This is a genomic window from Streptomyces sp. NPDC047971, from assembly GCF_040653355.1.
Lineage (GTDB): Bacteria > Actinomycetota > Actinomycetes > Streptomycetales > Streptomycetaceae > Streptomyces.
Genome location: NZ_JBEZNW010000002.1, coordinates 18,198 through 32,422, shown reverse-complemented (window position 1 = coordinate 32,422; position 14,225 = coordinate 18,198). Strand labels below are relative to the sequence as shown.

General features: G+C 72.3%; 10 protein-coding genes and 1 riboswitch. Of the genes, 7 read left to right on the top strand and 3 right to left on the bottom strand.

Annotation, left to right across the window (positions count from 1 at the left end):
• Positions 1-174 precede the first annotated feature (174 nt).
• From AB0D99_RS02730 to AB0D99_RS02700, 7 genes are all read left to right on the top strand, one after another.
• Positions 175-930: a (Fe-S)-binding protein gene (locus AB0D99_RS02730; protein WP_362356121.1), complete on the top strand. Its 756-nt coding sequence runs from the start codon at positions 175-177 to the stop codon at positions 928-930.
• Entirely contained in the window at positions 927-2,411 is a 1,485-nt protein-coding gene (locus tag AB0D99_RS02725) for a lactate utilization protein B (protein ID WP_362356119.1), read from the top strand. Before AB0D99_RS02730 ends, AB0D99_RS02725 begins: the two co-directional genes overlap by 4 nt.
• Positions 2,408-3,064: an LUD domain-containing protein gene (locus AB0D99_RS02720; protein ID WP_362356117.1), complete on the top strand. Its 657-nt coding sequence runs from the start codon at positions 2,408-2,410 to the stop codon at positions 3,062-3,064. The genes AB0D99_RS02725 and AB0D99_RS02720 overlap by 4 nt, the downstream gene beginning before the upstream one ends.
• A gap of 38 nt (positions 3,065-3,102) precedes the next feature.
• On the top strand, positions 3,103-4,215 hold the full coding sequence (locus AB0D99_RS02715) for a CapA family protein (RefSeq protein WP_362356115.1): 1,113 nt from the start codon (positions 3,103-3,105) through the stop codon (positions 4,213-4,215).
• Between the two features lie 54 nt (positions 4,216-4,269).
• Positions 4,270-5,547, top strand: a complete 1,278-nt coding sequence (locus tag AB0D99_RS02710; protein WP_362356113.1) for a phosphoribosyltransferase family protein — start codon at positions 4,270-4,272, stop codon at positions 5,545-5,547.
• A 246-nt stretch (positions 5,548-5,793) separates the two neighbouring features.
• The gene (locus tag AB0D99_RS02705; RefSeq protein ID WP_362356111.1) at positions 5,794-8,070 is read left to right on the top strand and encodes a DPP IV N-terminal domain-containing protein; all 2,277 of its coding nucleotides are present in this window, start codon (positions 5,794-5,796) and stop codon (positions 8,068-8,070) included.
• Positions 8,071-8,224: 154 nt separating this feature from the next.
• A complete protein-coding gene (locus AB0D99_RS02700; protein WP_362356109.1) occupies positions 8,225-9,391 on the top strand; it encodes a hypothetical protein in 1,167 nt (388 codons plus the stop codon).
• A 56-nt stretch (positions 9,392-9,447) separates the two neighbouring features.
• Here AB0D99_RS02700 and AB0D99_RS02695 read toward each other — a convergent pair whose 3' ends face one another.
• The 3 genes from AB0D99_RS02695 to AB0D99_RS02685 form a co-directional block, all read right to left on the bottom strand.
• Positions 9,448-10,617, bottom strand: coding sequence for a hypothetical protein (locus AB0D99_RS02695; protein WP_362356107.1), 1,170 nt, complete (start codon positions 10,615-10,617; stop codon positions 9,448-9,450).
• 174 nt (positions 10,618-10,791) lie between these two features.
• On the bottom strand, positions 10,792-11,679 hold the full coding sequence (locus tag AB0D99_RS02690) for a LysM peptidoglycan-binding domain-containing protein (RefSeq protein ID WP_362356106.1): 888 nt from the start codon (positions 11,677-11,679) through the stop codon (positions 10,792-10,794).
• 4 nt (positions 11,680-11,683) lie between these two features.
• Positions 11,684-11,843, bottom strand: a riboswitch (cyclic di-AMP (ydaO/yuaA leader).
• Between the two features lie 302 nt (positions 11,844-12,145).
• Complete coding sequence (locus AB0D99_RS02685) at positions 12,146-14,170, bottom strand: phosphocholine-specific phospholipase C (protein ID WP_362356104.1); 2,025 nt, start codon at positions 14,168-14,170, stop codon at positions 12,146-12,148.
• Positions 14,171-14,225: the final 55 nt, after the last annotated feature.

The window sequence follows — 14,225 nt, the reverse complement described above, 5'->3', positions numbered from 1 at the left end:
GCCCGGTCCCGGCGCGGCGCGGTCCGGCGCGGAGTGGATCGGGCCCGGCGGGTTTCGATCCCGCCGGCCCCGGCCGCGAAACCGCCGTCCACGTCCTGAGCGGCGGTTCCGTGCCCGCCCCCGGGTGCGATATGAAGCTGTGAGCAGGCCGCCCGACCGTGACGAAGGAGCCCGATGCGTGTCGCCCTGTTCCTGACCTGTGTGAACGACACGCTGTACCCCGACACAGGGCGGGCGGTGGTGAGGCTCCTGACACGGCTCGGCGTCGACGTGGACTTCCCCCTGGGCCAGACGTGTTGCGGCCAGGCGCATCTGAACACGGGGTACCGTCGCGAGGCGGAGCCGCTCGCCCGGCGCTTCGCGGAGGTCTTCGACGGCTACGACGCCGTGGTGACGCCCTCCGGCTCGTGCGGTGCGATGGTGCGGGAGATGTACCCGCGGATGGGCGAGCGGGCCCGGGCGGAGGGGCGGGGCGGTTCGCTGGCGGCCGCGGTGGCTCCGGTGGTGCCGAAGACCTACGAGCTGACCGAATTCCTGGTGGACGTGCTCGGCGTGACGGACGTGGGCGCGTTCTACCCGCGTACGGTGACGTATCACCCGACCTGTCACGGCCTGCGCTCCCTCGGTCTGGGCGACCGGCCGTCGCGGTTGCTGCGCGCGGTGAAGGGGCTGGAGCTGGTCGAGTTGCCGGGGGCGGAGGAGTGCTGCGGCTTCGGCGGGACGTTCGCGGTGAAGAACCCCGACGTCTCGGCGGCGATGGGCGCCGACAAGGTGCGCAGTGCCGTGGCGACCGGCGCGGAGGTGCTCTGCGCCGCCGACAACTCCTGTCTGATGCACATCGGGGGGACCATGGCCCGGCTCGAGGTGGGGATGAGGCCGGTGCACATCGCGGAGATCCTGGCGAGTACGGAAACGGAGCCGGCGGTATGAGCGGGACGTTCGTGGGGATGCCGTCCTTCCCGAAGGCCGCGCACGAGGCCGTGCGCGACACGACTCTGCGGGCGAACCTGCGGCATGCCACCCACACGATCCGGGACCGGCGGAGCAGGGCGGTCGCGGAACTCGACGACTGGGCGGAGCTGCGGGAGGCCGGGAAGCAGATCAAGGATCACACGCTGCGTCATCTCGACGACCATCTGATCCAGCTGGAGTCGGCGGTCACGGCCGCGGGTGGGACGGTGCACTGGGCGGCCGATGCCGCCGAGGCGAACCGGATCGTCGTGGAGCTCGTACGGGCGACGGGGGAGAGCGAGATCGTCAAGGTCAAGTCGATGGCCACGCAGGAGATCGGACTCAACGAGGCGCTGGAGGCCGAGGGCATCGCCGCCTACGAGACCGACCTGGCGGAACTCATCGTGCAGCTCGGCGACGACCGGCCCTCGCACATCCTGGTGCCCGCGATCCATCGCAACCGGGGCGAGATCCGGGACATCTTCGCCCGGGAGATGAGCCGTTGGGGCCGGCCGGCTCCGGAGGGGCTGACGGACACCCCGGCCGAGCTGGCGGAGGCGGCCCGTCTGCATCTGCGGGAGAAGTTCCTGCGCGCGAAGGTCGGGATCTCGGGTGCCAACTTCATGGTCGCCGAGACCGGCACGCTCGTCGTCGTCGAGTCGGAGGGCAACGGCCGCATGTGCCTGACCCTGCCCGAGACGCTGATCTCCGTGGTCGGCATCGAGAAGGTGGTGCCGACCTGGCGGGATCTGGAGGTGTTCCTGCAGACCCTGCCCCGTTCCTCGACGGCGGAGCGGATGAACCCCTACACGTCGATGTGGACCGGTACCACCGACGGCGACGGCCCCCGGACCTTCCATCTGGTCCTCGTCGACAACGGCCGCACCGACACCCTGGCCGACGACATCGGCCGTCAGGCCCTGCGCTGCATCCGCTGCTCGGCCTGTCTGAACGTGTGCCCCGTCTACGAGAGGGCCGGGGGACACGCCTACGGCTCCGTCTATCCCGGTCCGATCGGTGCGATCCTCAGCCCTCAACTGCGCGGCACCGGAAGCGAGATCGACGCCTCGCTCCCGTACGCCTCGACCCTCTGCGGCGCCTGCTACGAGGTCTGCCCCGTCGCCATCGACATCCCCGAGGTCCTCGTCCACCTCCGCGAACGCGTCGCCCAGGGCGGGCAGGCGACCCGCGCAGGCAACCGGGTCACCCTCAGACCCGCCAAGGGGCATGCGGCCGAGCGCGCCGCCCTGCGCGCCGCGCAGTGGGTGTTCCGCCACCCGGCGGCGCTCGCCACGGGCCAGCGCCTGGCTGCGCGCACCCGCCGCTTCCATCCGCGTACCGTGCCGGGTCCCGGCCGTGCCTGGACGGCGACGAGGGACCTGCCGACGGTGCCGGCCGAGTCGTTCCGGGACTGGTGGCAGCGCACGCGGGGCACCGAAGCGAAGGAGAACGGCCGATGAGCGGCAGGGACGTCGTCCTGGGGCGGATCCGGCGCGCGCTCGGTCCGCGCGAGGAGCGCGGCGCGTACGAGCGGGCGGGCGGGGAGGGCGTCGACCGCGGATACCTGCGCGAGCACGGTGCGAGGAGCACGGAGCAAACGGTCGACCTGCTGGCGGAGAACCTCGCCGACTACCGTGCGGTCGTGCACCGCACGGACGCGGAGGAGCTCCCGTACCTGATCATGCGGCTGCTCGCGGCGCGGGGGCCTCGGTACGTCTTGGTGCCCCCCGGGCTGCCGCCCGAGTGGATGTCCGCCGCGGATCCCACCCGGGTCCACGACCGGGCGGCGAGCACCCCGCACGAGCTCGACCGGGTGGAGAGCGTGGTCACGGGCTGCGCCGTGGCGATCGCGGAGACGGGCACGATCGTCCTGGACGGCGGTCCCGACCAGGGCCGTCGCCGCATCACCCTCGTGCCGGACCACCACATCTGCGTCGTACGCGTCCCCGACCAGGTCGTCTCCTCCGTCCCCCAGGCCCTCGAACGCCTCGACCCCACCCGTCCGCTCACCTGGATCTCCGGCCCCTCGGCGACCAGCGACATCGAACTCGACCGGGTCGAGGGGGTGCACGGCCCGCGCACCCTGGAGGTCGTGCTGCTGGGCGGCTCCTGAGCCCGACCGTCCCACCCCACCCCGTCTACCCTGGGTGTATGGGCGGTGACCTGGTCGGACTCTTCCTCTGCGGCGACGTGATGCTCGGCCGCGGGGTCGACCAGATCCTTCCCCATCCGGGCGATCCGGCACTCCACGAGCGATATATGCATGATGCACGGTCCTATGTGGCGCTCGCGGAGGCGGTCAACGGCCCGATCCCGCACCGCGTCGACTTCGGCTACCCGTGGGGCGTCGCGCTCGGCGCCCTCGACGACGCCGCGCCCGACGTCCGCGTCACCAACCTGGAGACCGCCGTCACCACCCACGGCGCGTTCGCGCCCGGCAAGGCGGTCCACTACCGGATGCACCCGGAGAACCTGCCCAGTCTGACGGCCGTCCGCCCCGACGTCTGCGTGCTGGCCAACAACCACGTCCTGGACTACGGCCGGTCCGGCCTCGACGACACCCTCGGGGCCCTGGGCGAGAGCGGGCTGCGCGCGGTGGGCGCGGGGCACGACGCCGAGGAGGCGGGCCGGCCGGTGGCCGTCGCCCTTCCCGGCGGCGGACGGGTCGTCGTACACGCCCTGGGCATGGCCTCCAGTGGCATCCCACGCCACTGGGCCGCCACGGACGAGCTCGGGGGAGTCCACTTCGCCGCCGCGCCGAACGACGCCACCGCCGCCCGCCTCACCACCCGGATACGGGAGACCAAGCGGCCGGGCGACATCGTCGTGGTGTCGGTCCACTGGGGCTCCAACTGGGGGTACGCCCTCTCCCGCGCCGACGTCGACTTCGCGCATGCCCTGATCGACAGCGGCGCCGACATCGTGCACGGGCACTCCTCGCACCACCCCAGGCCCGTGGAGGTGTACCGGGGCAGACTCGTCCTCCACGGCTGCGGCGACCTGATCAACGACTACGAGGGCATCACGGGCTACGAGCAGTACCGCGACGACCTGCGGCTGCTCCCCATCGCCTCGGTGAGGCCCGGAGACGGCGGACTCCAGGAGGTGCGGATCATTCCCCTGAGGGCCCGGCGCATGAGGCTGGAGCACGCCCCCGGCCGGGATGCGCGGTGGCTCCACGACGTACTCGGCCGGACGAGCCGGCCCTACGGCGCGCAGGTCGACCTCGACGAGGACGGAACCCTCGTCGCCCGCCCCGCCTGACGGGACACGGCACCGAGCCGCGCGCACGCTCCGAACCAGGGAGACGAGCGGGACATGTACTTCACCGATCGTACGGACGCCGGACGGCAGCTCGCCGCCCGTCTGGACCACCTCAAGGGCCACGACGTCGTGGTCCTGGGACTTCCGCGCGGCGGCGTGCCGGTCGCCGAACAGGTCGCCGACGCCCTCGGGGCGCCTCTCGACGTCTGTCTCGTACGCAAGTTGGGGGTGCCCTTCCAGCCGGAGCTGGCGATGGGCGCCATCGGGGAGGGCGACGTGCGGGTGCTCAACGACAACGTGCTGGCCGAGACCGGAGTGTCCGGCCGTGACATCGCCGCGGTCGAGGAGCGGGAACGGGCGCTGCTGCGCCGGCGGGCCGAGCGCTACCGCGGGCCGACACCACCGGCCCGCCTCGACGGCCGTACGGCCGTGGTCGTGGACGACGGTCTGGCGACGGGCGCGACGGCGCTGGCCGCGTGCCGGGTCGTCCGCGCGCGGGGAGCCGCGCGGATCGTTCTCGCGGTGCCGGTCGCGCCGGCCGGCTGGCCGGCCCGGATGGGAGGAGAGGCGGACGAGACGGCCAGCGTGCACGAGCCCGAGTTCTTCTACGCCATCGGCCAGTTCTACGAGGACTTCTCACAGACGGCGGACGAGGAGGTCCTGGCCTGCCTGGCACGCAACCGCGCCGCGCGCGGTCAGGGCGCCCAGGACGCGGAAGTGAGCATCGAGGCGGGGGAGTTGCGACTGGCCGGACATCTGGTGGTGCCCCAGGGCGCCGCGGGGGTCGTCCTGTTCGCCCACGGCAGCGGCAGCAGCCGGCACAGTCCGCGCAACCGGGCCGTCGCGGAGGAGCTGAACAGGGCCGGCCTCGGCACGCTCCTCTTCGACCTGCTGACCGAGGAGGAGGCGGCCGACCGGACCAACGTGTTCGACACCGAACTCCTGGCGGACCGCCTGGCCCGGGCGACGGCGTGGCTCGGCGGGCGGCCGGGCGTCGGCGGGCTGCGCACGGGCTACTTCGGCGCCAGCACGGGCGCGGCGGCCGCCCTCTGGGCCGCGGCGGACCCCGCCGCCACGGTGGCCGCCGTGGTCTCGCGCGGCGGCCGCCCCGACCTGGCCGGGCCACGCCTCGCCGATGTACGCGCCCCCACCCTCCTCATCGTGGGCGGCCACGACCCCCTCGTCGTGGAACTGAACGAACAGGCGCAACGGCGACTGCGCTGTGAGAACGAACTCGTCGTCGTCCCGGGCGCCACGCATCTCTTCGAGGAACCGGGCACGCTGGAACGCGTCGGGGAACTCGCGGCCGGCTGGTTCGCGGACCACTTCTGAACGGCCATAGCGTTCATCCCCACCTCGTTGCAACGAACCGAGCCTGATGTGTTGCGTTAGGTGTCAGGGTCGTTGCAATGATTCGCCTGCTTCTACCTGCAATGATGTGGACTAGGTGCAATCTTGGTGTTGCCAGTCTCGTGAATGCAACGTAGCTTTCCGGCATTGGAAACGACGCGCGACGTGTCACGACGACACGGACCGACGAAGGTCACGTCGATCGACAGCCAAGGACGGAAGAGACGTATGAGCACCACTGAGGACTACCAGGCCGCCGAGCGGCTTCTCCGCCGCCCCGCCAACCCCGGCGAACTCGTCGTCGGCGACAAGGTCAGGCCGCGGTGGATCGACGGAGGCGCCCGCTTCTGGTACGCGGTGAGCAACGGGTCCGGCAGACGGTTCGTGCTGGTGGACCCCGCGGCGGGCACGCGCGAACCGGCCTTCGACCACACCCTGCTCGCCGCCGCTCTCGCCAACGCCTCCGGACAGCCGGTGGACCCCGAGGCACTGCCGTTCGCGGCCATCGAACTGTCCGCGACCGCCGTGGAGTTCTTCGCGCTCGGCCACTACTGGCGCTGCGCACGGGACGGTTACGTCTGCGAGCGGGCGGATGTCACGCCGCCCGGCAACCCCCTCGACGTGCCCTCGCCCGACGGGAAGGTCGCGGTGTCCCGGCGCGGGCACGACCTGTGGGCGCGCTCGCTGTCCGACGGGCGCGAGTGGGCGCTGACCACCGACGGCGCGCCCCGACACGGTTACGGCTACGGCCCGGAGAGCACGGGCAACGGCACCCTGCTGCGCAAGATCGGGCTGCCGCACCTGCCGCCCGCGGTGGCCTGGTCGCCCGACTCGACGAAGGTCCTCGCGCACCGGACCGACGAGCGCCGGGTCCGGCAGACCCATCTCGTGGAGTCCAGGCCCGCGGACGGCGGCGCGCCCCGCCTGCACACCCAGCGATTCGCCTACCCCGGGGACGAGCACCTTCCGCAGGCCGAGCTGGTCGTGCTGGACGTCGCCGAGGGCACCGTGGTCCGCGCGAAGGCCGACCCGCTGCTCATGCCGGTGATGTCCCCGATCACGGCCCGGTGGGCCTGGTGGGCCCCGGACGGCTCCGCGGTCTACTACCTCGGCAGGCCCCGCGACCTGCGTACGCTCAGCCTGTACCGCCTCGACCCGGTGACCGGTGAGGTCACCACCGTGCTCAGCGAGACCGGGCCCACCCGGGTGGAGCCCCACCAGTCGGTGTACGAGCCGCCGATCGTGCGGGTCGGTGCCGACGACGTCCTGTGGTACTCGCAGCGGGACGGCTGGGGCCACCTGTACCGGTACGACCTGCGCACCGGAGCGCTGCTCGGGCAGGTCACCTCCGGGCAGTGGGCGGTCCAGCGGATCCTGCGCGTCGACGAGGCCGAGCGGGTGGTGTACTTCATCGCCACCGGCCTGGTGGACGAGGACCCGTACCGGCGCACCGTGTGCCGCGTCGGCCTGGACGGCTCCGGCTTCGCCAAGGTCACGGACGACGACCGGGACCACGTCGTCACCCTCGGGGACGACCCCGACCTCTTCATCGACTCCGCGTCCACCGTCGACACCGCGCCGGTGACCAGCGTGCGTGACTGGTCCGGGCGGGTCCTCGTCGAGCTGGAGCGGGCCGACATCGACAAGCTCGTCGCCGTCGGCTGGACCCCGCCGGAGCGGTTCCGCGTCAAGGCGGCCGACGGGGTGACGGACATCTACGGCGTGCTGTACCGGCCGCGGGGCTTCGACCCGGCGAAGCGCTACCCGGTGGTGGACCACGTCTACCCCGGACCGCAGGTCACCCGGGTGTCCCCGAGCTTCGACCCCGGCGGCATGGGCCTCGACGCGGAACCCCTCGCGGCGCTGGGCTTCGTCGTGGTGGCGCTGGACGGCCGGGGCACCCCTGGCCGGAGCAAGTCCTTCCACGACGCCTCCCACGGTCGCCTGGCCGACGCGGGCTGCCTGGCCGACCACGCCGCCGCGCTGCGCCAACTGGCCGACACCCGGCCCTGGATGGACACGGACCGGACGGGAGTGCTCGGCCACTCCGGAGGCGGGTTCGCCGCGGCCCGGGCGATGCTGGACCTCCCCGAGGTGTACAAGGTCGGAGTCGCCCTCTCCGGCTCGCACGACGCGCCCCACTTCAACCCGGGCTTCGTGGAGACCTACGACGGCGCGGACGATCCCGAGGCATGGGGCCGCACCTCCAACCTGGATCTCGCGGACCGGCTGGCGGGCAGACTCCTGCTCATCCACGGCGAGATGGACGACCAGGTCCACCCGGACCAGACGCTGCGCCTCGCCGACCGCCTGCTGGCCGCCGGCAAGGACTTCGAGCTGCACATCGTGCCCGGTGCCGACCACACGTTCATCGACTGCCTGGCCCATGTCCGCACCCGTTGCTGGGACTTCCTCGTGCGCGAGCTGATGGGCGGCCGGCCTCCCGCGTACCGCCCGGCCCCCATAGCGATCGACCCCGAGACGCTCGGCGAGCTCTTCGGCTGAGCGCGCGACGTGCCGGAGGAGGGCCCCGTCGCTCGCCTCCGGCACGACGGCGACCGACGACCGTGCCGGGGCCGCTGACGCGTCCGTGATCGACAACCCGTAATCTCCACCCCGGCAAGGGGATTGACGGGGTCCGAGCGGGACGGGGGACGGCATGACGTATTGGCGCGCGGCGATACCGGCACTGGTGGGAGGGCTGCTGCTCACGGCGTTGCTGTGGTGGGCGGGTGCCAGTGCGCAGGCACTGCGCCTACCGGGCTCGACCGACGTCCTCGGAGGCCGGGCCGCCTCCGAGCTGGAGGGCTGGCTGATCGCCTGGTCGTACGATCCTCCGGCCTCGTTGCGGTACGCGGCCGAGTCCGGCGGGATCGCGGACACGGCCGCGGCCGACGCCGGTCGCTACCTCGGCCTGTACGCCACCGCGATGCAGATCCGGTTCTTCGCGGTGTTCGCCTTCTTCGTTCCCGGGGCCGTGCTCCTCGTCCGCAGGCTGCCCCCGGTGCGGGGCAGGCTGACCGCCGCGCTGGCGGCCGTGTGGGCCTGGGGACTGGTGGCCGGGATGCTGGCCGTGACGGTCTCCGCACCCTGGCTGATCGCCGCGTACGGGCACGGCAGCTACCGTCTCCTGCCCCAGCTGGCGAGCATGATCGGCGCCGGGCGGCAGGTCCTCGTGGGGACCGCGCTGGTCGCGGCGGTGGCGACCGTCGTCGTCGCGCGGATCACCGCGAAGGGCGCGGGTCCGCTGCCGCAGGAGGTGGTGCCGGCACGGGCCGCCCGCCTGTCGGCCTCCGTCGGGACGGCGATGATCGCGGTGTCCCTCGTGGTCCTCTCGTACCAGCCGGTCGCCGCCGCCATCCAGACGTTCTCGCCGGACGGCGGGCTGTTCGCCGAGCCCGGCGACCTGCTGCGCACGTGGCTGCTGCTCGGTGCCTGGGACACCCCCGCGACCGGCGGGTTCGGTGACTGGATCCTCTACCGGGCCGCCGACGTGCTCCTGCTCGCCGTCGTCTGGTGCGCGCTGCGCCGGCTGCCCGCCCTGCTGACCCGGGCCACCGTCCCGGCGATGGCCGTGGGCGCCGTCTGCGCGACCGTCCTGGCGCTGCTGGCGAGCCAGCTGCTGCGGATCTCGACGGACGGCTCCGGACTGCGCTGGGGGCTCCTGCACCTGTCCGGGGTCCTCGGCGTCGGTGTCCCGGCGGCGCTGACCTGGGGCCTGGTCGCGGGGGTCGCGGCCGCCGTGACGCTCCGGGTCTCCGTGCGCCGCACCCGGACCACGTCCGCCACGACGCCCGCCCCGGACCCGGCCCGGCTCGACGTCTGACCGGTCGGGGCGCGGACCGGTGGGACCGGTCCGCGCCCGTCACACCGCCGGTTCCGCTACGAGCCCTGGGGCAGGTACGCCTGTCGGCCGGCGCAGTGCCAGATCACCGGACGGGCGAGCCCGGACGCGTCCACGGCGACACCGCCGGCCCGGTCGTCGTCGGCCACGGCGCGGGCCGACGCGTCGCGGTCCCCCGCGAGCGACGGCAGCGCGAGGACCGGGCCGTGGCCCGGCCACAGCTGCGCCTGGTAGGGCAGCAGGGGGGCGCCCTCCTCGTGGGACGTCGCTGTGCCGACCGCGACGCCGGTCGTCGGGCTGATCGCGTCGAACTCGCCCTCCTGCTGCCCGGCGAGGACGCCGGGCGAGGAGCCGTGGTCCTGGTACGGCGGCGTCCACGACCAGGGCTCGCTCGTCGGGTCGAACCGGTCGCTGACCGACACCGATCCGACCACGCGCCCCGCGTCGTCGATGCCCTCGGCGGTGTTGTGGACCAGGTACTCCGCGCGCTCGACCGGCAGCGCCCGGGCCGGGCCGCCGTCCGCCGGCCACAGGATCGGGAAGGAGCTCCAGGTGAATCCGTCGGGGCCGTCGTCCGACCGCTCGGCCGCGCCGATCACGTCGCCGCGCGCGTTGACACCGGTGATCCGGGTCACGACCGTGCCGGGCCCCGCGTCCGGCGGCAGCGCGAGGACCCGCGTGACCGTCCCTCCCCGCCACACCTTCGGCGCGCCGTCGCTGTCGACGGCCGCGATCCGCCCGGCGTCGTCGACATCCACGTCGACCGAGCCCCGCGCCACCCCCTGGGCGAACAGCCGCACCGACTCGGCTCCGGGACGGAAGCTGAACAGGGCGGTCGAACCGTCGGAGCGGCGGCTCACCCATCCGGCCATCAGTCCGTGCCGGTTGACGGCCCGCACCACGCCCTCGTCGTAGCCCTCGGGCAGGGGCACCTTGTGGAGCCGCTCGCCCCTCCAGTACACCGGCAGGCCGCCGCTCGCGCCCACGGCCAGGCCCCGCGGGCCGAGATCGTGCACGCCCTCGGAGGAGAAGCCGGCACGGGTGTCCGGCGGGAGCGAAGGCAGGACGGTCGGGCCGGACGCGCACCGCGCGGCCCCGGACGTGCTGTCGGAGGCGGCGCCGGGCGTCTGCGCCGCGGCCGGACCGGCAGCGGTGAGCAGTCCGGCAAGACCGGCCGCGGCCGCGGACACGGCAAGCGTTCTCTTCATGCGTCGTTCCCCCCTGGGACGGGATCCGCGCCCCCCGGCGTGGATCATCAGTCGCCCATGGTGCCCGCCATGAACGCGACATGGGTGCGGAATGCCCCACACCGGTTGACGGGAACGCCGAAGCCCCGGCCCGTGAGGGGCCGGGGCATGGCGTCGACGCGCTGCGAGGGTCGGTCAGTAGGCCCCGTTGACGTTGTCGATGGAGCCGTAGCGGTCCGCGGCGTAGTTGCAGGCCGCGGTGATGTTGGCGACCGGGTCGAAGAGGTCCATCGACGTGCCCGGCACGTGGTACGCGAGGAAGGTCGGCTCGATGACCTGGAGGAGACCCTTGGACGGGGTGCCCTTGACGGCGTTGGAGTCCCAGAGGTTGATGGCCTGCGGGTTGCCCGAGGACTCGCGCATGATGTTGCGGTGGATGCCCTCGTACGTGCCGGGGATGCCGTAGCGCGCCATGACGTCCAGCGACTCGCGGATCCAGCCGTCGAGGTTGTCGGCGTAGGCCTTCGCCGGGGCTGCCTTGGGGGCCGCGGCGGCGGCCTTCCCCGAAGCCGCGGCGGCGGGCTTCGCGGGGGCGGCCTTGGCGGGAGCGGCGCTCCGCTGCTGCGAGCGGTCGGCCCGGTCGGCGTCCGAACGGGCCGAGGACTTCGACTGCTTGGGCTGCTTCGGAGCGGTGGCGGAATTCCCGCTGAGCGTGAGTTCGAGACCGGGGTGGATAAGTGACGGGTTGTCACCCACGGCGCTGCGGTTCGCGCGGTACAGGGCCTTCCATCCACCCTGGACGTCCTGCTCGTGCGCGATCACCGAAAGGGAGTCGCCGGGGACGACCTTATAGGTCTTGGCAGCAGAATTCTGGGCGGCCGGAATTGATTCCGCGATCTTTACCGGGGCGCTGAAGACGGTCTTCTCGACGGGGGTGGCCGCGGGGGCCGCCTGGGGCGCCGCGTGGGCCGTGGCCGTGGCGACCAGGGGCAGGGCCAGTGCGGCGCCGCCCGTGCTCGCGAGGGCGATACCGCGGGTCAGGGGACGTCGCTTGGGGCGCCGGTGCTTACCGTGTGCGGGCATGATGCATTCCTCTCCGGCGCCTGCGGGGTGAGCTGTCGGGTTCGGGCTGGAGATGCCCGGCCGCACACGTGCGACTTCACCCCGAGCCGCTCCGGAGAATCCGGACCGGCGAATAGTGGGTCCCCCGCTCCTGCCTTCGGGTGAATGATCGGTCTTTTCGGACGGTGGCAGGATTAGGCGATCCGTCCGGGTCGAGGTGACCGTAGGCGAGAAATGTCGACAGAAACAAGACGTCTTGTCCGTGGGTAATTCGAGAGAGGGTTCAGCGCCGCGTCCGCCGCGCTGAACTTCCTTGAGGGGTAAGGGGACGGAAGGTGCGAGAAGATCGCTGAAGGCCCTTTGCGTGATTCATCTCACCAGGAGTGTCAAATCGGTCATTACGGCTAATTCAGGTGAGTTGAGAAAAGGGGCACAAGGGTTAATAAAGACCCTTGTGCCCCTTTTGGGTGGAGAGTGTGGCTGTGTGTCAGCCCGTGACGCTCGCCGCGCCGGTCTCGATGTGGCCCGTGTAGCGGCGCGACCAGGTCCCGTCGACGTCGGCGAGGATCGTGAAGTCGTACCAGCCGTTGTGGTACGCCACGGCGTTGAAGTAGTCCTCCCGGGAGGAGTTCGCGGCCACCGTGTACGTCCACGGCCCGTCGGAGCGGTAGGCATTCGAGCGGATCGTGAAGGTCACCGGCCCGGCGGAGGCGTTGGTCATCGTGAAGTAGATCGCCGTCCTGCCGGTGCCCGGTTCGGTCGCGAACCGCGCCGCGACCTCGACGGCCCTGCCCGGCTTCGAGGCGTCGCCGATGAACCGGCGCAGGAAGCGGTTCGGGCCCATCATCGAGATGTCGTACTTGCCGGATCCCGACCCGAGCCCGATGTTGAAGTAGTCCGTCGACGTCGTGCCCGCGTCGACGGTGTACTGCCAGGCCGCCGTGTCCCGGTGCTGGTGCGGATGGATCGTGAAGTGCGCGGCGCGCTTCGCCTGGGCGCCCTGGTTGGTCATCGAGAACCAGGCCAGGATCTTGCCGGCGGCACCGAACTCGAACCGGTCGAGGTTGCCGTTCACCTGGTAGGGCAGGGCGCGCGCCGGGCGGGTGCCGGCCTCCTGGGCGGGCAGGGCGTTGTCCTGCGGGACCGGGTTGGGCAGCGGGGCACAGGTCGACTGTCCGATCACCTCGGCGGTGGACGGGAGCCCCGAGGGAACGCCGAAGACGGGGTGCGCGAAGTCGAAGACCCCGGTGAGGTCACCGGTGACCCTGCGCCGCCACGCGCTGATGTTCGGGCACGCGGCGGGAGTGCCGAGGGCGGCCGTCCAGGTCTCCATGAACCGCAGGACGGAGGTGTGGTCGAAGACCTCGGAACTGACCCAACCGCCGCGGGTCCACGGGGACATGACGAGCATGGGAACCCGGAACCCGAGCCCGATCGGGACGCCGTCGAGGTACTCGCCCGGGGTCCCGGGCGGTGCGACCGGCGGCGGGACGTGGTCGAAGAAGCCGTCGTTCTCGTCGTAGTTGAGGAAGAGGACCGTCCCGTCGAACACCTCGGGGTTCGCGGCCAGCGCCCGGTAGACGAGGTCCACGAAGTGCGCGCCGTCGCCGGGCGGGGCGTACGGATGCTCGGAGAACGCCTCGTTGGCCACGACCCAGGAGACCTGGGGGAGCGTCCCGGCGACGACGTCGGCGCGGATCGCGGCGGCGATGTCGTCCGGGGTCGATCCGGTGACCTTGGGGACCGAGCCCATGCCGCGGTCGTACAGCGGGTCGCCGGGGCGCGCGTCGGTGAACCTCTTGAAGTACGCGAGACCGTTGTCGCCGTAGTTGTCCTGCGCGTTCTGGTAGACCTTCCAGCTCACCCCGGCGCGCTGGAGCGCCTCGGCGTAGGTCTCCCAGGTGAGCCCGGACTCGTCCCCGCCGTCCTTGCTGGAGGCGTCGATCCTTCCGCTCCACAGGAAGGTGCGGTTCGGGCCCGTGGCGCTGAGCGCCGAGCAGAAGTACGCGTCGCAGATCGTGTAGTTGTCGGCGAGGGCGTAGTGGAAGGGGATGTCGCCGCGGTCGAGATAGCCGAGGGTGCGGGTGTTGCCGACACCGGTCACCCAGTTGTCCATGCGGCCCTTGTTCCACGCCGCGTGCTGGGAGGTCCAGCTGTGCGGCAGGTCGCCGTTGCACTGGGCCAGCGTCTCGCCGTCGACGCCGCCGGCGGGCGGGGTGGAGCTCAGCTTCCACGGGTACTGACGGCCACCCCAGTTGGGCTGGTTGAAGGTGCCCCAGCCGCCCGGGATGTTGCCCGCGGCCCTGTCGCCGAAGCCGCGGACGCCGCGGAGCCTGCCGAAGTAGTGGTCGAAGCTGCGGTTCTCCTGCATGAGGATCACGACGTGCTTGACGTCGGTGAGCGTGCCGGTGGCGGCCGCGGCGGTGGCCGATGCCGTACCCGGGGGGAGCGCGGCGCCCGCCATGAGACCTGCCCCGATCCCGACGAATCCCCTGCGGCTGATGGGAGTCATGCCCCGCCTCTCGCGTCACTGCGTGCCCCAGCGGCACACCGAGGAAAGGATGGGG